Source organism: Halorubrum sp. B53 (assembly GCF_059752395.1).
On sequence record NZ_MWTH01000005.1, the window covers coordinates 145,259 to 162,417 of the forward strand.

The window sequence follows — 17,159 nt, forward strand, 5'->3', positions numbered from 1 at the left end:
CTCGGCCGACCCGTTTTCCGAGCGGTTTTTTTTACGACCGCCGTCCTCACCGACCGCTCCGCCGCTACTCGTCGCCCTCGGGCGGCCACGGCACTCCGCGGTCAGCGAGCAGGTCGGCGAACGCGTCCTCGTCGAGCACCGGCACGCCCTCGCCGTCGGCGTCGTCCCGCTTCGACCGCCCGGGGTTCTCGCCGGCGACGAGGTAGTCGGTGTTCCCGGAGACGCTCGACGTGGCGTTCGCCCCGTGCGCCTCCACGTGCGCCTGCGCCTCGCCCCGCGTCGTCGACAGCGACCCGGTGAAGACGAACGTGAGCCCGTCGAGCGCGTCGCCCGTTTCGACGTCGACCGATTCGGGCTCGGCGCCGCGCTCGCGGAGCCCCTCGATGGCCGCCCGGTTCTCCTCGTTGTCGAGGAACGTCCGGATCGATTCGGCCACCTCGGGACCGACGTCGTCCACCTCCCGCAGCGCCGCCTCGTCGGCGTCGAGGAGGGTGTCGAGGTCGCCGAACTCCGCCGCGAGCGCGCGGGCGGTCGTCGCGCCCACGTCGGGGATCCCGAGCCCGGCGAGGAACGCGTCGAGTGGGGGCTCCTTCGTCGCCTCCAGCTCGGCGACGAGGTTCTCGGCGCTCGTCTCGCCCCACCCCTCCAGCGCGGCGAGCTGCTCGGCGGTCAGGTCATACAGGTCAGGTAGCGACTCCACCAGGCCGGCCTCGCGGAGCTGCTCGACGCGCTCGGGCCCCAGCCCCTCGACGTCGAGCGCGTCCCGTCGCGCCCAGTGTTCGACCGCCCGCTCCAGCTGCGCCGAGCAGCCGAGCCCGCCGGTGCAGAAGGCGAGCGGGCCGTCGCGTTCGACCGGGGCGCCGCAGACGGGACACGTCTCGGGGAATTCGTAGCTCCCCTCGGAGCGCTTCTCGACGACCTCCGGGACGTACGGGATCACGTCGCCGGCGCGGTAGATCCGCACGCGGTCGCCGACGTTCACGCCGAGCGCCTCGATCTCGGCGGGGTTGTGGAGAGTCGCCCGCGAGACGGTGACGCCGCCGACGTCGACGGGATCGAGCTCGGCCACGGGCGTGAGCCGCCCCGTCCGGCCCACCTGCACGGTGATCCCCTCGACGGTCGTCGTCGCGGTGCGGGGCGGGAACTTGTAGGCGAACGCCCAGCGCGGCGCCCGCGACGTCGACCCGAGCGCCTCGCGGTGGGCCCGGTCGTCGGCCGCGATCACGACGCCGTCGATCTCGTAGTTCAGGTCGTCGCGCTCGGCCATGAGGCGGTCGCGGTACTCGATCGCGCCCTCGATGTCGTCGACGCGCTCGACCCGGTCGGCGCGGCGGAGCCCGAACGCGTCGAACGCGTCGAACTCCGCCCAGTGGGTGTCGGGGCGCTCCGGGGGGTCAGATTCTTGATCACCGGTCTCCCACGCCAGCACGTCGAAGAAGAAGACGTCTAAGGGGCGCTCGGCGACGACCGCGGGGTCGAGCTGGCGGAGGGTGCCGGCCGCGGCGTTGCGCGGGTTGGCGAACGGCTCCTCGCCGCGCTCCATCAGGTCCTCGTTGTACGCCTCGAACGCGTCGCGGGGCATGTAGGCTTCGCCCCGGACCGCCAGCCGGTCGGGCGGGTCGCCGCGGAGCTTCCCCGGGACCGATCGGATCGTCCGCACCTGCTCGGTGACGTCGTCGCCCTCGGTCCCGTCGCCGCGGGTGGCGGCGCGAGCGTAGACGCCGTCCTCGTAGATCACCTCGATCGAGAGCCCGTCGAACTTCGGCTCGCAGACGTAGGCCACCTCGTCGGGGTCGACCCCCTCGGCGTCGAGTCCCCGCCGGACGCGCTCGTCGAACTCCCGCACTGCGTCTGCCTCCGTCGCGTTGTCGATGGAGCGCATCGGCGCGACGTGCTCGACGGTCTCCAGCCCGTCGAGCGGCTCGCCGCCGACGCGGCGCGTGGGCGAGTCCTCGGTCGGGAGGTCGAACGCGTCCTCCAGCTCTCGCAGGCGCGCGAACAGCCGGTCGTACGCCTCGTCGGAAATGAGGGGATCGGCCTCGACGTAGTACCGGTGATCGTGCTCCCGGATCGCGGCCCGGAGGAGCGACGCCTGCTCGGCGGCGGCCTCGACCGAGAGCTCCTCAACCGGCTCGAAGTCGGTCGAGGGCGCCTCGACGTAGGGGTTCTCGGCGGGGTCCGCGTGCCGGGTCGACGGCCCGGATTGCGCGCTCGTCATCGGCCGACACTTGCGGCGGCTCGGGTTAAAAACGACCGTTTGCGGGCGGTCGACCGCGCGGCGGGAACGTCGCTCGACCGGCGTCGCGGGCGGCGGTCGCGCGTGCCTACGCGACCCGATCGCCGCGAGCGAACACCGCCTCCGGGTCCTGCCACGCCTCGACGTCCTCGGTCGGGTCGGCGTCGAGGAGGACGAGGTCGGCTTGGTACCCCTCAGCGACCCGGCCGATGTCGTCGAGCCCGAGCAGGTCCGCGGCGTTGACGGTGGCGGCCTCCAGCGCGGCCTCGGGCGAGAGGCCGTAGTCGACCATGTACGCGAGCTCCTGCGGGATCTCCTCGAAGAAGTTGAACGGCGTGCCCGCGTCGGTCCCCATCGCGATCGGGACGCCGGCGTCGAGCGCGTGGTCCCACGCGTCGTCGAAGCGGTCGGCGGCGTCCTCGGCCTTCGCGACGGCGTCCTCCGGGATCCCGGCCTCGACGCCGTTGTCGACGATGCCGCGGAGCGCGCTCGCGGTCGGCACCCAGTAGGTGCCGCGGTCGGCCATCATCTCGGCGGCCTCCCGGTCCATGAACGTCCCGTGCTCGACGCTCGTGATCCCGGCCTCGACCGCGTTCTTGATCCCTTCCTCGCCGTGGGCGTGGGCCGCGGTCGGGGTATCGGTCGGCGCGGCCGCGCCGGTGAACGCGGCGAGCTCCTCGGGGGTGAGTTCGGGGGCCCCCGTCACCGCGCCCTCGGTGAGGACGCCGCCGGTGGCCATGCACTTGAGCACGTCTGCGCCCGCCTTCAGCTGCTCGCGGGCCGCCTTCCGGACCTCGGCCGGTCCGTCGGCCTCGCGGCCGAACCAGTTGCCGTGGCCGCCGGTCATGATCACGTTGCGGCCGCACGCGACGACCCGCGCGCCGTCGATGTCGCCGACGGCGACCGCCTCGCCGGCGTCGAGCGCGAGCGTCCCCCGGCTCCCGAGGTCGCGGACGGTCGTGACGCCGGCCTCGACCGCCGCCCGCAGGTTGCTGGCGGCCCGGTAGCTCGCGGTGTAGTCGCTGTCGGAGACCGCGGTCGAGACGTCCGGTCGCCCGTCCATCATCACGTGGACGTGCGCGTCGATCAGCCCCGGCGCGACGACCTTCCCGCCGGCGTCGACTTCGGTGACTCCGGCGTCGCCACTCCCGTCGCCGCGCTCCGCGACCGCCTCGTCGACCGCCTCGTCGACCGCCGCCGCGTCGCCGACCGCGACGATCTCGCCGTCCGCGACCGCCACGTCGGCCTCGCGACTCCCGTCTACGTCCGCAACGCGTCCGCCTCTGATCACGTGCATACCCGTATGAGAGACCGTTCGACGGGTAAACGCTCGGGTCCCGGTAGTCCCGATCGGACGTCCGCGAACTCGTGTCACCCACCCATATATATAACCGGGTGGCCGGCGATCCGCCGACCATGGGAACGACTGACAAACCTGACCGCGGCGGGCTGTACGAACGCCGGATCGGAACGCCGACGACGAACGACGAGGTGAACGGCTACTGGCTGTTCGGGTTCGGCGTGCTGCTCGGGCTGGCGGGCGTCGCGCTGTTCTTCCTCACCGAGGCGGCGACGGCCACCCGCGGCATCGCGTACGCGCTGACGGCGCTGGCGCCCCCGTTCGTCATGCTCGGGGCCGTGATCCGGTTCCCGCTCCGTCGAGCGGGGACGTACCTCGGGTACCTCGGAACGGCGGTGAGCGTCCTCGGCGTGGTCTGGTTCGTGAACATCTTCCCGGGCGGGTGGTTCACCGCGTCCGGCGATCCGACCGTGATCGCGCTGTACGGCGTCGGGCTGCTCCTCATCGGCCTCGCGGGGACGGTCGTGCCGCTGCTCTCCGACCCGGTGTACGAGGACTACGAGCGGATGCGGGGCGAGGCGGCCGCCGCGACGGCCGAGCGCGACGAGACGAGCGCGGAGCTGGAGGCGACCCGCGAGGAGCTGGCGTCGACGGAAGAGGACCTGGCGTCGGTCCGCGAGGAGCTGGCGTCGACGCGGGAGGAGCTGGCCGCCGCGGAGGGGCGTGCGGCGGACCTCGACGACGAGGCGGCGACCGCGCACGCCGAGGCCGCGTCGCTCCGCGAGAGCAAGGCCCGATTCGAGCTGTTCGAGGACGCGGGCGGGAAGCCGCGCTGGCGGCTCCGCCACCGCAACGGCAACGTCATCGCGACGTCGGGACAGGGGTACAGCAGCCGCGGGAAGGCCCAGCAGGGGCTCCACAGCGTCCGGCGGAACGCGCTCGGCGCCGGGCTCCTCCGGATCGAGACGGCGCCCGAGGAGGGGGAGACCGTCGCCGCGGACGACGGCCCGGAGCCCGAGGACGCGACGGCGCCCGACGTGGCGATCCCGAGCGACGACGAGGGGATCGAGAGCGTGGCGACCTTCGAGCTGTTCGAGGACGCGGGGGGGAAGTGGCGCTGGCGGCTCCGCCACGACAACGGCAACGTCATCGGCGACTCGGGCCAGGGGTACGCCTCGAAGTCGAACGCGGAGCGCGCGCTCGCGCGGGTCCGCGAGCACGTCGCCGCGGCGGACTACCTCCGGGTCGACCCCACGGCCTTCGAGATGTTCCGCGACGCGGGCGGGGAGTGGCGCTGGCGGCTCATCCACGAGAACGGGAACGTGCTCGCCGACTCGGGCCAGGGGTACTCCTCGCGCTCGAAGGCCCGCCAGGGGCTCGACAGCGTGCGGTCGAACGCCGCCGAGGCGGCCCTCGACGACCTCGACGCGGAGGACGGGGGCGACGGGGACGCCGACGAGACCCCGAACGCGACGTTCGAGCTGTACGAGGACAAGGGCGGCGACTACCGGTGGCGGCTCCGCCACCGCAACGGGAACATCGTGGCCGACTCCGGGGAGGGGTACGCCTCCAAGTCGAACGCGCGAGACGCGATCGAGCGCGTCCGCGACTACGCCCCGGACGCCGACGTGCTGGACGTCAGCGACGCCGCCTTCGAGATATACGAGGACGCGGGCGGGGAGTGGCGCTGGCGGCTCCGCCACCGCAACGGGAACATCGTGGCCGACTCCGGGGAGGGGTACGCCTCCCGGTCGAACGCGGTCGAGGCGGTCACGGGCGTGAAGGCGAACGCCCCGGGCGCCGGCGAGGAGACGGTCGCGTAGCCGTCGCGGTCGCCGCCGGCGGTCGACGGCCGTTCACGAGGCCGCGAGCAGCTTCAGCCGCAGCTCGCGCTCGTCGACTTCGTATTTAAATGCTGGGTGGCCGTCGACGAGCACGTACGGGACGCGCTCGCCGTACTCCTCGGCGAGTTCGGGGTCTTCGTCGACGTCGACCATGTCGAGGTCGATCGTCACGTCGAGCCCCGCGGCGGTCTCCTCTATCGTCTCCCGGGCGGCGTCACAGAGCGTGCAGTCCTCGCGGGTGTACACCGTCACCGGGACCGTCGCGTCCGACTCGCTCATGGGCGTCGGTACGGTCGGCGGCGAGGAGTCGCTTTCGGTACGGTCGGCGGGAGTGTCGCTTTCGGTCGGGTGGCTCGGGGAGTCGCGACCGGCGGCTCAGAACACGTCGGGGTCGTCCCCGACCTGTCGCCGCCCGCTGATGATGCTCGGGGTGCCGCCCGTCTGGATGATGTTGAACGCGGTCATCAGGTCCGAGCGAGAGATGATCCCGACGAGTCGCTCCTGCCGGTCGACGACCGGCAGCCGGCCGACGCCGTGCTCCTGCATCGTCTGGAGGGCGGTCATCGCGTCGGTCTCCGGGCCGACCGCGACGACGTTCGTCGCCATCACGTCGCCGACGGTGTACGCGTCGCGCTCCACCTCGCGGACCGACCGCGCGTCTTCCAGGGTCACCATCCCGACGAGATCGTCGCCGCGGAGGACGGGGTAACCGGTGTGCCGCTCCTCGAACATCCGGCTCATCAGGTCGGCGACGGAGGTGTCCTCGCTGACCGTGTGGAGCTCCTCGCGGCCGGTCATCACGTCGCCGACGGTGACGTCCTCGAAGGCGGCCTTCAGGGTCGTCTGCTGGGCCTCCCCGGAGGCGGCGATGTAGATGAAGAAGGCGAGCACGATCAAAAGCAGCTGCAAGTTCAGCAGCCCGATGATCCCCATGATGAACGCGAACGCCTTCCCGACCGCGGCGGCGCGCTGGGTCGCCTGCGCGTGCGGCTGGTTCCGGGCCAACAGCGCCCGGAGGACGCGTCCTCCGTCCATCGGGAAGGCGGGGAGCATGTTGAAGACGGCGAGCACCACGTTCAACAGCGCGAGGTACCCGAACACGAAGAGGACAGCGTCGGACCCGACCGGCGCCAGGGAGTACACGGCGTAACAGCCGATGCCGACCGCGACGCTGACCACCGGGCCGGCGATCGCGATCCAGAACTCGTGTTTCCAGTCCTCGGGGAACTCCGTGAAGCTGGCGAGTCCGCCGAGCAGCCACAGCGTGATCGACTCGATCTCGTAGCCGTACCGCATGGCGACGACCGAGTGGCCGAACTCGTGGAGGAGGACGCCGCCGAACAGGCCCAGCGCGGCCGCCAGCCCGAGCCCCCACGGCGTGAGCCCCCCGGCCAGCGCGGCCGGATCGATCCCGGCGCCGAGCGTCTCGTTCATCACCTCGGCGATCATCTCGACCTGCGAGCCGATGAGGTAGGCGAACAGCGGCAACACGATCAGGAACGTCCAGTTGAGCCTGACCGGGATCCCCAGCGCCGTCCCGATCTTGAGTCCTCGCATGTCCCCGAGTAAGTCGGGTGGGCGGTTAAACGTCCGGGGGCCGGCGGGGCCGGGCGCTCGCGGCGCAGTCGCCCGACGACGCCGAGGGGCACGGGCGGGTGCACACCGCCGGCGTCGGGAACGCGCGACGCCGACCCTCGTCGCCGTTTATAAACGCCTCGCCGTCGATCGGTCGGTATGGACGACGCAACCGACGACGAGGCGACGGACGCGCCGGGCGGGGTCCTGAAACGCGGCGACGAGATCGGCTACGAGGCGGTCGACGCCGCCGACGGGCTCCGGAAGGGGGTCCTCATCGACGAGTCGGACGGCGCCCCGCACTTCGCGATGCGGCGGTTCGAGCTCGCGCCCGGGGCCTCGGTCCCCCGGCACACGAACGCGGTCGAACACGAGCAGTACGTGCTCGCCGGCGAGTACGCGGTCGGGATCGGCGACGAGGAGCACGTCGTCGCTCCCGGCGACAGCCTCCTGATCCCGGCGGGCGTCGAGCACTGGTACCGGAACGAGGGCGAGGAGCCGGGGGCGTTCATCTGCGCGGTGCCGAACGGCGACGACGAGATCAAACTGGTCGAGTGACCGGACGGGTCGACTGACCCGCCTCGGCCCCGCCGCTCACTCGATGGTCCCGACTCGGTCGGCGACGTAGCCGAACTGGTCGCGGTAGCCGTACGGCGAGAGCAACACGGGGTAGAAGGGCTCGTCGGCGCGGAGCTGCTCGTCGCCGGCGGCCGCGAAGGCCTCGCCGACCTCGACCCGCTCGAAGTTGCGCGCGAACACCTCGTACGTCTCGGCGTTCGGCTTCGGGATCCGGTCGCGGAGCCGGAACACCTCGACGCCGTCGCGGCCGCCCGCGTCGACCGCGTCGTCGGCGCCCGGCGCCGGGAGCGCGCCGGTCGCGGCCAGGAACGCCCGCGTCAGCCAGTAGGCGTTGTCGGCGGCCGCGTCCGACCCCTGCAGGCCGGCCTCCACCTCCAGCGTGTGCGGGTGCTCGATGAGCCGCCCCTCGGTGAACGCGTCGGTCTGGATGACGACGTCCACCGGGAGGTGCGGGGCGACCCCGCGAGCGACCTCGTCCATCGAGTCGATCACCGCGAACGGTTCGGCGGAGGACTGCGTCGAGTGGATCGCGAGGGTCGTGCAGTCGTTCGTCTCGTCGAGGAGGTCGGCGGCGAGCCGCTCCTCGTGGGCATCCGAGTCGGCGTCGCCGGGGAATGCTCGGTTGAGGTCGGCATCGAGGTAGCGCACCCCGGCGTCGAGCGCCGCCTCGTTGGCGACGATCAGCCGCACCGGGCGCTCGACGTCGGGGTCGCTGTCGAGGAGCCGTCGGACCGCGCGGGCGCCGCAGGGCTCGTCGCCGTGGATCGCGCCGACGACCGCGACTTCGGGCTCGCCCTCGCCCAGTTCGTACACGTCCATACCCGTGCGACGCGCTCGGACGGTAAGTCGCGTTCGGATCGCGGACGGGCTCCCGCGCCCGGAGTCAGTGCCCCTCGTCGATCCGCTCGGCGTACTCGTAGTCCGCGGGGTACGCCTCGGGACGCGCGCCGTCGAGGCGGATCCGCCAGCCGTCGAGGGCGGCGGGGTCGTCAAGCGCGGCCCGGAGCGTCTCCCGAATCTCGTCGACGGCGACGCCGTAGAAGTCGTCCGGGACGCCCCGGAGGTACTGGAGCGCGGTCTCGAACAGCGACCGCATCCCGTCGTCGTTCTCGAAGTCCACGTGCTTGTACGCGCCCGCCGCGACCTGCACCATCCCGTGGAGGTACGCGCTCTCAGTGGTCCCGCTCCCGTAGTTGTACCACTCGTCCTCGAAGCAGTCGTGCGACTCGTGGTACTCGCCGGCGTTGAACAGCCGGACGCCGTGCTCGGTCGCCCGGCGGAGCGTGGCGTGCTCCCAGTGTCCCCCGGCGAGCCGGGCGTCGGCGTCTCCGTCGCCCCCGCTGTCGCCCGGCCGGTCCGACCCCTCGCCGGCCGCGTGCCACCCGGTCGGGTTCCCGAGCGGCGGGGCGACGCCGGGGTCCCGGGTGTGATCGTCCATGCCCGAGTAACGGGCGGCCGGGGTGCTAACGTTTTCGTGCCGGTGGCGGCGGCGTTCCGGTCTCTCCCGCGGCCGCGGTGCCGCGTTCCGACTGCACGAATGTAGAATCCGCACAATATTCATGCGTCTCGGCGGCCTACCCGAGCGTATGCTTGACAGCGACGAGACGGCGTGCGGCCCGATCGACGACGCATCGAAACGCAAGCTCGGGTCGCTGCTCGCGATCGGACAGGGCCTCATCACCGCTGCCGCGCCGGGGCTCAGCGTGGCGCTCACGCGGAAACTGCTCGGGATGAACTTCGAGAACGCCGGCGAACTCGAAGCGAGGCCGGCGTACCTCAGGCAGACGCGCGCGCTCGGAATCGGCGTCGCCGCGGCCGGCATCGCCGGGTACGCCATGGAGGTCGCGAGCGACCGCGCCCCCACGAGCGAGGAGCCCGCAGCGGACGACGAGGCCGCCACGGACGGCGACGTCCCCGGGGCGACCGCGTAAGCGACCGCGCCCCGTCGGCGGGATCGAACGCCTCTTTCCTGCGGCCGACATCGAACCGGTCGATGGACTTCGGGCTCCTCTCCGCGATCGGGGCCGCATTCGTGTGGGGGAGCTACATTTTCGTGTTGAAGCGCTCCTTTTCGGGCTACCCGCCCGCCGGGCTCACGGTGCTGATCAACGCGGCCGCGATCGCGTGGTTCCTCCCCGTGACCGTCACGACGAACGACCTCGGCGGGGCGGCGCTCGCGGGCGACCCGCTCGCCGCCCCCGGGCGGATCGCTCGCTCGCTGGCGGCGGTCGACCCCGCGAGCGCCGTCGTCGTCGCCGGCACCGCGACCGCGACCGCGGCCGCGTTCGTCCTCTTCCTCCGGGCGATCGAGGACGGCGACGTCTCCTACGTGACCCCGATCAACAAGGTGGTCCCGATGTTCGTGCTCCCGCTGGAGGTGCTGCTGCTCGGCGAGGTGCTCGCGCCGATACAGGTGGCCGGGGTCGTCGTCGCCACCGCGGCCGTCTACGTCGCGAACTACGAGCCGGGGAGCCTGCTCGCGCCGCTGGTCGGCGCCGTCCATTCGCGGCCCGCCCAGCTCGCCCTCGTGAGCGCGGCGTGTTACGCCGTCGCCGACCTCGGCAAGCGCGTGGCCCTCCAGGAGCTCGCGATCCCCGGGACGCTGTGGGTGCCCCTGCTCCTCGCCGGGGCCGGGCTCGTGCTGCTGCCCGCCGCGCTCCGGAACCCGCCCGCGGTGACCCGGCGCGACGCGCCGAAGTTCCTCACGGCCGGCGCGATCGTCGCGCTCGGGGAGCACCTGACGACCGTCGCGTTCGCGTCGCTCCCCGCGAGCGTCGCGTCGCCGGTGATCAACACGCAAGCGATTATCGCCGTCGTGCTCGGCGGGGTCGTCCTCGGCGAGCGCTACTTCCGCGTGCGGCTCGTCGCCGCCGCCCTCGCCGTCGTCGGCGTCGCGATGATCGCGCTGTGAGGGCACGGCGAGTCCGCCCGTCCGACGCCGGACAAATTATCATCAGATAATTGGGGTATATTTAAAAATTTAATATCGGATAAATAAAACAAGCGGTCGCATGCCACACGATACCTCACGGCGGAGCGTGCTGAAGGCGATCGGTGCGGCCGCGACGGTGCCCGGAATCGTCGGCACCGCGGCGGGACGGGGCAACGCGCCCACGCCGCGGTACGCCGCGTTCAACGTGGTCGATTTGGGAACCAGACAGGTACAGGAGAAGGGCGACGAACAGGCGGCGGCCGCCGCCCGCGTGATACAGGAGGTTGACCCAGACGTGCTCGTCGTCAACGAGCTCGCGAACAACGAGCAGGAGTCGTCGGTCAACGACGTCCCCACGGATCAGACGAACATCGAGGCATTCGTCGAGAACTACCTCAGCGAGCCGCAGGAGACGTATCTGGAGGGAATCGACTACGAGTACACACTTCAGCCGAAGAGCAACACTGGGGTTCTTCCCGAGGAGGACTACGACTTCAACAAGGACGGCGTCGCGGGCACGCGGCCGGGAGACGCGTTCGGGTTCGGGAATTATCCCGGTCAGTACGCCTTCGGCATCGCGAGCAAGTATCCCTTCGACGAGGGCGCGATCCGCTCGTTCCAGGAATTTAATTGGGCAGACATGCCGGACAATCTGATCCCGTTCGCAGGCGATGAAGGGGTCGTGACCGAGCCGGGAGAGAACGAAACCGCGATCTATCTGACCGAGGAGGAGCTGGACGTCTTCCGCCTCTCCTCGAAGACCCATATCGACGTGCCGTTCGATGTCGACGGCGACACCGTCCACGGGCTGTTCTCGCACCCGACGCCGCCGGTGTTCGACGGAGTCAACAACTTCAACGGCCGCTGGAATCACGATGAGAACCGATTCTGGGCCGACTATGTCGCCGGCGCAGACTACATCTGCGACGACTCCGGAACAGAAGGCGGGCTTAGCGACGACGCCTCCTACGTTCTCCTCGGCGACATGAACGCCGGACCCGGCGACGAGCCGCTCGATCCGGCGACGAAGTACTTCGTCGATAACGACGACTTCAACAGCCGCAGCCTCCCGACGAGTCCGGGCGGAGCGCAACTGGGCAACCAGTACGCGACCGCGAACTTCGGCGGCGATGGATCCAAGGTCGACTGGGTGCTGCCCTCGCCCGACCTCTCGAAGCGCGCCTCGTCGGTAGTGTGGCCGAATCCGAACGCGAACAAGCGCGGACTCGCGGACGACGTGGCGACCGCCTCGGACCACCGTCTCGTGTGGGCCGACATCGCCGTACAGCCCGGTTCCTCCGGAAAGGGCCGCGGCCGCGGAAACCGGTGAGTTAAACCACCCGGAGGGCTTGGTGCCGACTGCGTGCGAGGGTAGCCAAGCCCGGAAACGGCGGCGGACTCAAGATCCGCTCCTGTAGAGGTCCGTGGGTTCAAATCCCTCCCCTCGCATCGCCGGGGTCCACCCCCGTGATGCGGAAGACGCTCTCGGAGCGCTCTTCCCTCGCAAAATTCCTTGAACCGACGATCGACTGCCAGCGACGGCTACGCCGCCGTCGGGCGCTCGCTCCGGTACCGGGCGAGCGCAAGCCCGGCGAAGACGACGATCCCGAGCTGGGCGCCGACGCCGAACGTGGACCCGAGCGTTTGGAGGATCACCACGGCGCCCTGTTGCGGCTCGGCGATCAGGAGCACGGCGGCGGTGCCGACGAGAGTCGTGACCGCGGCGGCGAGGCCGGCCGCCAGCGCGATCCGACCGTCGCGCCGCGGATTGTCGCGTCGCCGCCCGACGGCGAACGAGACGCCGAACAGGAGCCCGTAGACGAGCAGAAACGCGACGAACTGCCCGGCGGCGACGTACAGCCCGAGCCTGCGAACCGGCGGCGTCTCTATCGCCGACGACACGAGGAGCGGGGGGAGCCGACGGAGGACGCTCAACGCGAGCGCGACGCCCGCCGCGGCGAGTGGAGGGACTGCTGACAGGTTCATGGGACGGCCACGACTGCTTCCGCGGGGAAGGAGTAGCTTTCGCTCGACGGTCGGTCGACGCTCGCTTGCTGGTCCACCTCACCGTCGATCGCTCCGGCCGTCGGACGGCTCCGTCTCGTCGACCAGGGTGGATTTTTATCCCCTCCGCTGGAGGCTCTCTCATGACCGAACGGACGCGTCGCGACTGGCTCCGGGTCGCCGGCGGCGTCGGCGTCGCGGGACTCGCGGGGTGCGGCTCGCTCCGCGGCGTCTCTCCGACCGACGGCGACGACGCCGGCTCCGACTTCGACGGGGCCGCCGACCTCCCGCTGAACCTCGCCGACCGACCGCAGTCGCCCGACGGGCTCGCCTCCCAGTTCCGACAGGGGCTCCGGAACCACGGCCACATCGACGCGACGGTTCCGGGAGCCGTCGAAGTCGAGTGGGCCGTGCCGGCGAACCGCGGCGACCACACCGCCTCGAAGGGGAGCCCCATGCTCGCGCCGTCGGGCGATATCCTCCTCGCCGACGACACGGGCCGCGTCCAGTCGATCGCGACCGACGGGACGGTGAACTGGTCGACCTCCGTCTCCGACGACGACCGCGGGAGCCACGGCACCCCCGCGATCGCCGACGGCACGGCGTACGTGGGGACGTACGACGGCGTCGTCTCCGCCGTCGACGTCGCGAGCGGCGAGATCCTGTGGCAGACCGACGTCGGCGACGCGGCCGCCGCCAGCCCCACCTACCACGAGGGCCGGCTGTACGTCGCCGTCGAGTACGCGACGCCGAGCGGGACCGTCGTCGTCATGGACGCCGACACCGGCGACGTGGAGTGGCGCGACGACCGGCCGACCGACCACCCGCACTCGACGGTCGCCGTCGACCTGGAGCGGGACCGCTTCCTCTTCGGCTCCAACGACGGCCACGTCTACGCGTGGTCCCTCTCTGATCGCGAGCGCGCGTGGGCGTACGACACCGGCGGCGACGTCAAGACGCCGATCGCGGTCAGCCGGGGGATCGCGGTCGTCCCCTCGTGGGCCGGCACCGTCACCGCCGTCGACGTCGCGGACGGCACCGGGCTCTGGGAGTTCGAGACCGACGAGGACGTGTCGCCGACGGCCGACCCCGACCCGATGCGGACGGGCGGGCTCATGTGCGCGCCCGCGGTCCACGACGGGACGGTGTACGTTGGCAGCCACGACACCAACGCGTACGCGATCGACCTCGCGACCGGCGAGGAGCTGTGGTCGACCCCCACCGGCGGCCTGATCACGGGCAGCGTCACGGCGACGAACGAACACGCCCTCGTCGGCTCGTACGACGCGAACCTCTACGCGCTCGACCGCGCGGACGGCTCGGTCGCGTGGACGGTCGAGGGGCGGGGGGAGGTGACCAGCGCGCCGCTCGTCACCGACGACGCGATATACTACGCCGAGCGCGCCCCGGAGGGCTCCGGCGAGGCGGGGATGTGCTACAAGCTCGCCGCGCCGGAGTGAGGCGGCGGCAGCCGGAGACGAGCCCTCCGGTGCGCCGCGCGGAAACGTCACGAACGTCCACTCGAAACGGAGGGTCCGAAACGGTTTTGCCGGCCCCTGACGGACGGTCGATATGCCAACGGATCCCGACACAGGGTACGACCCGTCGCTGGGTCGGAAGTTCGTGTTCGTCACCGGCGGCGTCATGTCCGGGCTGGGGAAGGGGATCACCGCCGCCAGCACCGGGCGGCTCCTCGCGAACGCGGGCTTCGACGTCACCGCGGTGAAGGTGGACCCCTATCTCAACGTCGACGCCGGGACGATGAACCCGTACGAGCACGGCGAGGTGTACGTCTTAAAAGACGGCGGCGAGGTCGACCTCGACTTGGGCAACTACGAGCGCTTCCTCGGCACCGACATGACGTTCGACCACAACGTCACGACGGGGAAGACGTACCAGCACGTCATCGAGCGCGAGCGCGCCGGCGACTACCTCGGCAAGACCGTCCAGATCATCCCGCACGTCACCGACGACATCAAGCGGCGCATCCGCGAGGCCGCCGAGGGCTCCGACGTCTGTCTCATCGAGATCGGCGGCACGGTCGGCGACATCGAGTCGATGCCGTTCTTGGAGGCGCTCCGCCAGTTCGCCCACGAGGAGGACGACGAGGACATCCTCTTCACCCACGTCACGCTCGTCCCCTACTCGAAGAACGGCGAGCAGAAGACGAAGCCCACCCAGCACTCGGTGAAGGAACTGCGGTCGATCGGGCTCCAGCCGGACATCCTCGTCGGCCGCTCCGAGGACCGGCTGGACCCGGAGACGAAAGAGAAGATCGCCTTGTTCTGCGACGTGCCGACGGACGCCGTCTTCTCGAACCCCGACGTCGAGGACATCTACCACGTCCCGCTGATGGTGGAAGACGAGGGGTTAGACGAGCACGTGATGGAGCGGCTCGGGCTGGGCGACGAGGCGCTTCCGAAGGCCGAGCGCTCGACGGAGTGGCGCGAGCTGGTCACCCGCGACCGCGACCGCGAGATCGACGTCGCCCTCGTCGGGAAGTACGCCTTGGAAGACGCGTACATGTCGATCCACGAGGCGCTGAAACACGCCGGGATCCAGACCGCGACCGAGGTGAACGTGCTCTGGGTCGACGCCGACGAGACCAGCGCGGAACACGAGGAGCGCCTCGCGTCGGCCGACGCGGTCGTCGTCCCCGGCGGGTTCGGCTCCCGCGGCACGGACGGGAAGATCGAGGCGGTCCGGTACGCCCGCGAGAACGACGTGCCCTTCCTCGGGCTCTGCTTGGGCTTCCAGATGGCGGTCGTCGAGCACGCGCGCAACGTGCTCGGGCTGGAGGGCGCGCACTCCGCCGAGATCGACCCGGACACCCCCCACCCCGTCATCGACCTCCTCCCCGACCAGTACGAGACGGAGGACATGGGCGGGACGATGCGGCTCGGCGCCCACGAGACCGACATCGAGCCCGGGACGCTCGCGGAGCGGGTGTACGACGCCGACGCCTGCACCGAGCGCCACCGCCACCGCTACGAGGTGAACCCCGAGTACATCGACGATCTGGAGGCCGACGGGCTGACGTTCTCCGGGCGCGCCGACAACCGGATGGAGATCTTAGAGCGCCCGGACCACCCGTTCTTCTTCGGGACGCAGGCGCACCCCGAGTTCCGGTCGCGGCCGGACCGCGCGAGCCCGCCGTTCGTCGCCCTCGTCGAGGCGGCGCTGGAATCGACGGACACAACCGAGCGGAACGCGGACGTGAGGCTATAGATGGTCGAGACGGAGGCATTCATCGACGAGGCGATAGCGGAGATCCGGGAGGCGATCGGCGACGCGAACGCCGTGATCGCCCTCTCCGGCGGGGTCGACTCCTCGGTCGCGGCGACGCTCGCGTACGAGGCGGTCGGCGACCAGCTCACCCCCGTCTACGTCGACACCGGGCTGATGCGGAAAGGCGAGACCGACGAGATCCGCGACACGTTCTCGTTCATGGAGTCGCTGCGGGTGATCGAGGCGCAGGACCGCTTCTTCGACCGGCTGGCGGGCGTCACCGACCCCGAGGAGAAGCGCCACGTCATCGGCGAGGGGTTCATCGACGAGTTCGAGACCGTCGCCCGCGACGTCGACGCCGACTACCTCGTGCAGGGGACGATCTACCCCGACCGCATCGAGTCCGAGGGGAACATCAAGTCGCACCACAACGTCGGCGGGCTCCCCGAGGTCGTCGACTTCGAGGGGATCGTCGAACCCGTCCGCGACCTCTACAAGGACGAGGTCCGCGAGGTCGCCCGCGAGCTCGGGTTAGAGGAGATCATCTCCGAGCGCATGCCGTTCCCCGGCCCCGGGCTCGCCGTCCGGATCGTCGGCGAGGTCACCCCTGAGAAGGCCGCGGTCGCCCGCGAGGCGACGCACGTCGTCGAGGAGGAGCTGGAGGAGTACGACCCGTGGCAGGCGTTCGCCGCGGTCCTCGGGAAGGCGACCGGCGTGAAGGGCGACAACCGCGTGCACGGCTGGGTCGTCGCCGTGCGCTCGGTCGAGAGCCGCGACGGGATGACCGCGCGCGCCCAGGAGATCGACTGGAGCACGCTCCAGCGGATCCAGAGCCGGATCACCGGCGAGAACGAGAACGTCGCCCGCGTCGTCTACGACGTGACCCACAAGCCGCCCGCGACGATCGAGTACGAGTGATGGCGGGGACCCCCGCCCGCCCCGACGGCGGCCGCGCCGAGGGCTCGCTCGCCGTCGTCGCCGGCCCCGACGAGCACGGGCTCGGCGAGGAGCTCGCCGCGCTCGGCGTCGAGGTCCGCCGGATCGACGGGCTCGTCACCGCCGACGCGCTCTCCGAGGCCGGGATCGCCGAGGCCGCCTACTTCGTCCTCACCGACGTCGAGGAGGCGACCGGCATCCCGATCGCCAAGGAGCTGAACCCGAACGCCTACGCCGTGACGTACGCCGAGCGGTCGCTGCCGGAGTTCGTCGCCGGCGTCGCCGACCTCGCGATCGACCCGGCCCTGATGGACGCCGCGACCGTCGCCGAGGAGCTGGTCGACGGCGCCGCCGACCGCGCGGCGTAGGCGCCTCGGCGTCGGGGCGCTCGACGCTGTCGTCGCCCGGGATCGATTACATGTCGAAATAAATGCTATTATTTATATTTTATAAACATCAGCAGCAGCGATCCGTAGAAAACACTCCCAAACCGACGTTAAAATCATTTCTGGGGTTCGAATGCCG

At 70.9% G+C, this 17,159-nt stretch carries 16 protein-coding genes and 1 tRNA gene; 10 read left to right on the forward strand and 7 right to left on the reverse strand.

Translation table 11 applies throughout. The features are described from left to right. Positions 1–64: 64 nt before the first annotated feature. Both ligA and B4V06_RS04175 read right to left on the reverse strand, forming a co-directional pair. Positions 65–2,218 carry an NAD-dependent DNA ligase LigA gene (ligA, locus tag B4V06_RS04170; protein ID WP_123113471.1) on the reverse strand — a complete coding sequence of 718 codons (2,154 nt, stop codon included), beginning with the start codon at positions 2,216–2,218 and terminating at the stop codon, positions 65–67. 106 nt (positions 2,219–2,324) lie between these two features. After that, on the reverse strand, positions 2,325–3,533 hold the full coding sequence (locus B4V06_RS04175; protein WP_123113470.1) for a metal-dependent hydrolase family protein: 1,209 nt from the start codon (positions 3,531–3,533) through the stop codon (positions 2,325–2,327). A gap of 119 nt (positions 3,534–3,652) precedes the next feature. Here B4V06_RS04175 and B4V06_RS04180 point away from each other — a divergent pair, with 119 nt between their 5' ends. Further along, positions 3,653–5,359: a DUF1508 domain-containing protein gene (locus B4V06_RS04180; protein WP_498167660.1), complete on the forward strand. Its 1,707-nt coding sequence runs from the start codon at positions 3,653–3,655 to the stop codon at positions 5,357–5,359. A gap of 33 nt (positions 5,360–5,392) precedes the next feature. Here B4V06_RS04180 and B4V06_RS04185 read toward each other — a convergent pair whose 3' ends face one another. Further along, entirely contained in the window at positions 5,393–5,659 is a 267-nt protein-coding gene (locus B4V06_RS04185) for a glutaredoxin family protein (RefSeq protein ID WP_123113468.1), read from the reverse strand. A 96-nt stretch (positions 5,660–5,755) separates the two neighbouring features. Further along, the gene (locus tag B4V06_RS04190; RefSeq protein ID WP_123113467.1) at positions 5,756–6,937 is read right to left on the reverse strand and encodes a M50 family metallopeptidase; all 1,182 of its coding nucleotides are present in this window, start codon (positions 6,935–6,937) and stop codon (positions 5,756–5,758) included. A 177-nt stretch (positions 6,938–7,114) separates the two neighbouring features. Here B4V06_RS04190 and B4V06_RS04195 point away from each other — a divergent pair, with 177 nt between their 5' ends. Further along, a complete protein-coding gene (locus tag B4V06_RS04195; RefSeq protein WP_123113466.1) occupies positions 7,115–7,513 on the forward strand; it encodes a cupin domain-containing protein in 399 nt (132 codons plus the stop codon). A 36-nt stretch (positions 7,514–7,549) separates the two neighbouring features. Here the strand turns inward: B4V06_RS04195 and B4V06_RS04200 are convergent, their stop codons facing one another. Beyond that, positions 7,550–8,353, reverse strand: a complete 804-nt coding sequence (locus B4V06_RS04200; protein ID WP_498167664.1) for a M14 family metallopeptidase — start codon at positions 8,351–8,353, stop codon at positions 7,550–7,552. A 64-nt stretch (positions 8,354–8,417) separates the two neighbouring features. Continuing rightward, positions 8,418–8,972 carry a DUF309 domain-containing protein gene (locus tag B4V06_RS04205; RefSeq protein WP_123113464.1) on the reverse strand — a complete coding sequence of 185 codons (555 nt, stop codon included), beginning with the start codon at positions 8,970–8,972 and terminating at the stop codon, positions 8,418–8,420. 148 nt (positions 8,973–9,120) lie between these two features. On the opposite strand from B4V06_RS04205, the gene B4V06_RS04210 reads away from it, so the two are divergent. The 4 genes from B4V06_RS04210 (at position 9,121) to B4V06_RS04225 (ending at position 11,915) form a co-directional block, all read left to right on the forward strand. Then, a complete protein-coding gene (locus tag B4V06_RS04210; protein ID WP_498167668.1) occupies positions 9,121–9,465 on the forward strand; it encodes a hypothetical protein in 345 nt (114 codons plus the stop codon). A 62-nt stretch (positions 9,466–9,527) separates the two neighbouring features. Beyond that, the gene (locus B4V06_RS04215; RefSeq protein WP_498167671.1) at positions 9,528–10,445 is read left to right on the forward strand and encodes an EamA family transporter; all 918 of its coding nucleotides are present in this window, start codon (positions 9,528–9,530) and stop codon (positions 10,443–10,445) included. A 100-nt stretch (positions 10,446–10,545) separates the two neighbouring features. Beyond that, positions 10,546–11,796 (forward strand): endonuclease/exonuclease/phosphatase family protein, encoded by a 1,251-nt coding sequence (locus B4V06_RS04220; protein ID WP_498167673.1) that lies wholly within the window; start codon positions 10,546–10,548, stop codon positions 11,794–11,796. Positions 11,797–11,831: 35 nt separating this feature from the next. Beyond that, a tRNA-Leu gene (locus B4V06_RS04225) sits at positions 11,832–11,915 on the forward strand. A gap of 93 nt (positions 11,916–12,008) precedes the next feature. Here B4V06_RS04225 and B4V06_RS04230 read toward each other — a convergent pair. Next, entirely contained in the window at positions 12,009–12,452 is a 444-nt protein-coding gene (locus B4V06_RS04230) for a hypothetical protein (RefSeq protein ID WP_498167676.1), read from the reverse strand. Between the two features lie 161 nt (positions 12,453–12,613). Between B4V06_RS04230 and B4V06_RS04235 the strand changes: the two genes are divergently transcribed. The 4 genes from B4V06_RS04235 to B4V06_RS04250 all read left to right on the forward strand — a co-directional run bounded on the left by B4V06_RS04235 (position 12,614) and on the right by B4V06_RS04250 (position 17,002). After that, positions 12,614–13,930 carry an outer membrane protein assembly factor BamB family protein gene (locus tag B4V06_RS04235; protein ID WP_498167678.1) on the forward strand — a complete coding sequence of 439 codons (1,317 nt, stop codon included), beginning with the start codon at positions 12,614–12,616 and terminating at the stop codon, positions 13,928–13,930. 112 nt (positions 13,931–14,042) lie between these two features. Then, the gene (gene pyrG / locus B4V06_RS04240; protein ID WP_123113459.1) at positions 14,043–15,698 is read left to right on the forward strand and encodes a CTP synthase; all 1,656 of its coding nucleotides are present in this window, start codon (positions 14,043–14,045) and stop codon (positions 15,696–15,698) included. Next, positions 15,699–16,616: a glutamine-hydrolyzing GMP synthase gene (gene guaA / locus B4V06_RS04245; RefSeq protein WP_498167681.1), complete on the forward strand. Its 918-nt coding sequence runs from the start codon at positions 15,699–15,701 to the stop codon at positions 16,614–16,616. Further along, positions 16,616–17,002, forward strand: coding sequence for a DUF7126 family protein (locus B4V06_RS04250; RefSeq protein ID WP_498167683.1), 387 nt, complete (start codon positions 16,616–16,618; stop codon positions 17,000–17,002). Before guaA ends, B4V06_RS04250 begins: the two co-directional genes overlap by 1 nt. Positions 17,003–17,159 lie beyond the last annotated feature (157 nt).

Coding starts and splice junctions, on each gene's coding strand:
- B4V06_RS04195 (WP_123113466.1), top strand. CDS start 7,115: ATGGACGACGCAACCGACGACGAGGCGACGGACGCGCCGGGCGGGGTC.
- B4V06_RS04220 (WP_498167673.1), top strand. CDS start 10,546: ATGCCACACGATACCTCACGGCGGAGCGTGCTGAAGGCGATCGGTGCG.
- B4V06_RS04175 (WP_123113470.1), bottom strand. CDS start 3,533: ATGCACGTGATCAGAGGCGGACGCGTTGCGGACGTAGACGGGAGTCGC.
- B4V06_RS04210 (WP_498167668.1), top strand. CDS start 9,121: ATGCTTGACAGCGACGAGACGGCGTGCGGCCCGATCGACGACGCATCG.
- B4V06_RS04230 (WP_498167676.1), bottom strand. CDS start 12,452: ATGAACCTGTCAGCAGTCCCTCCACTCGCCGCGGCGGGCGTCGCGCTC.
- B4V06_RS04235 (WP_498167678.1), top strand. CDS start 12,614: ATGACCGAACGGACGCGTCGCGACTGGCTCCGGGTCGCCGGCGGCGTC.
- B4V06_RS04180 (WP_498167660.1), top strand. CDS start 3,653: ATGGGAACGACTGACAAACCTGACCGCGGCGGGCTGTACGAACGCCGG.
- B4V06_RS04215 (WP_498167671.1), top strand. CDS start 9,528: ATGGACTTCGGGCTCCTCTCCGCGATCGGGGCCGCATTCGTGTGGGGG.
- ligA (WP_123113471.1), bottom strand. CDS start 2,218: ATGACGAGCGCGCAATCCGGGCCGTCGACCCGGCACGCGGACCCCGCC.
- guaA (WP_498167681.1), top strand. CDS start 15,699: ATGGTCGAGACGGAGGCATTCATCGACGAGGCGATAGCGGAGATCCGG.
- B4V06_RS04200 (WP_498167664.1), bottom strand. CDS start 8,353: ATGGACGTGTACGAACTGGGCGAGGGCGAGCCCGAAGTCGCGGTCGTC.
- B4V06_RS04250 (WP_498167683.1), top strand. CDS start 16,616: ATGGCGGGGACCCCCGCCCGCCCCGACGGCGGCCGCGCCGAGGGCTCG.
- B4V06_RS04185 (WP_123113468.1), bottom strand. CDS start 5,659: ATGAGCGAGTCGGACGCGACGGTCCCGGTGACGGTGTACACCCGCGAG.
- pyrG (WP_123113459.1), top strand. CDS start 14,043: ATGCCAACGGATCCCGACACAGGGTACGACCCGTCGCTGGGTCGGAAG.
- B4V06_RS04205 (WP_123113464.1), bottom strand. CDS start 8,972: ATGGACGATCACACCCGGGACCCCGGCGTCGCCCCGCCGCTCGGGAAC.
- B4V06_RS04190 (WP_123113467.1), bottom strand. CDS start 6,937: ATGCGAGGACTCAAGATCGGGACGGCGCTGGGGATCCCGGTCAGGCTC.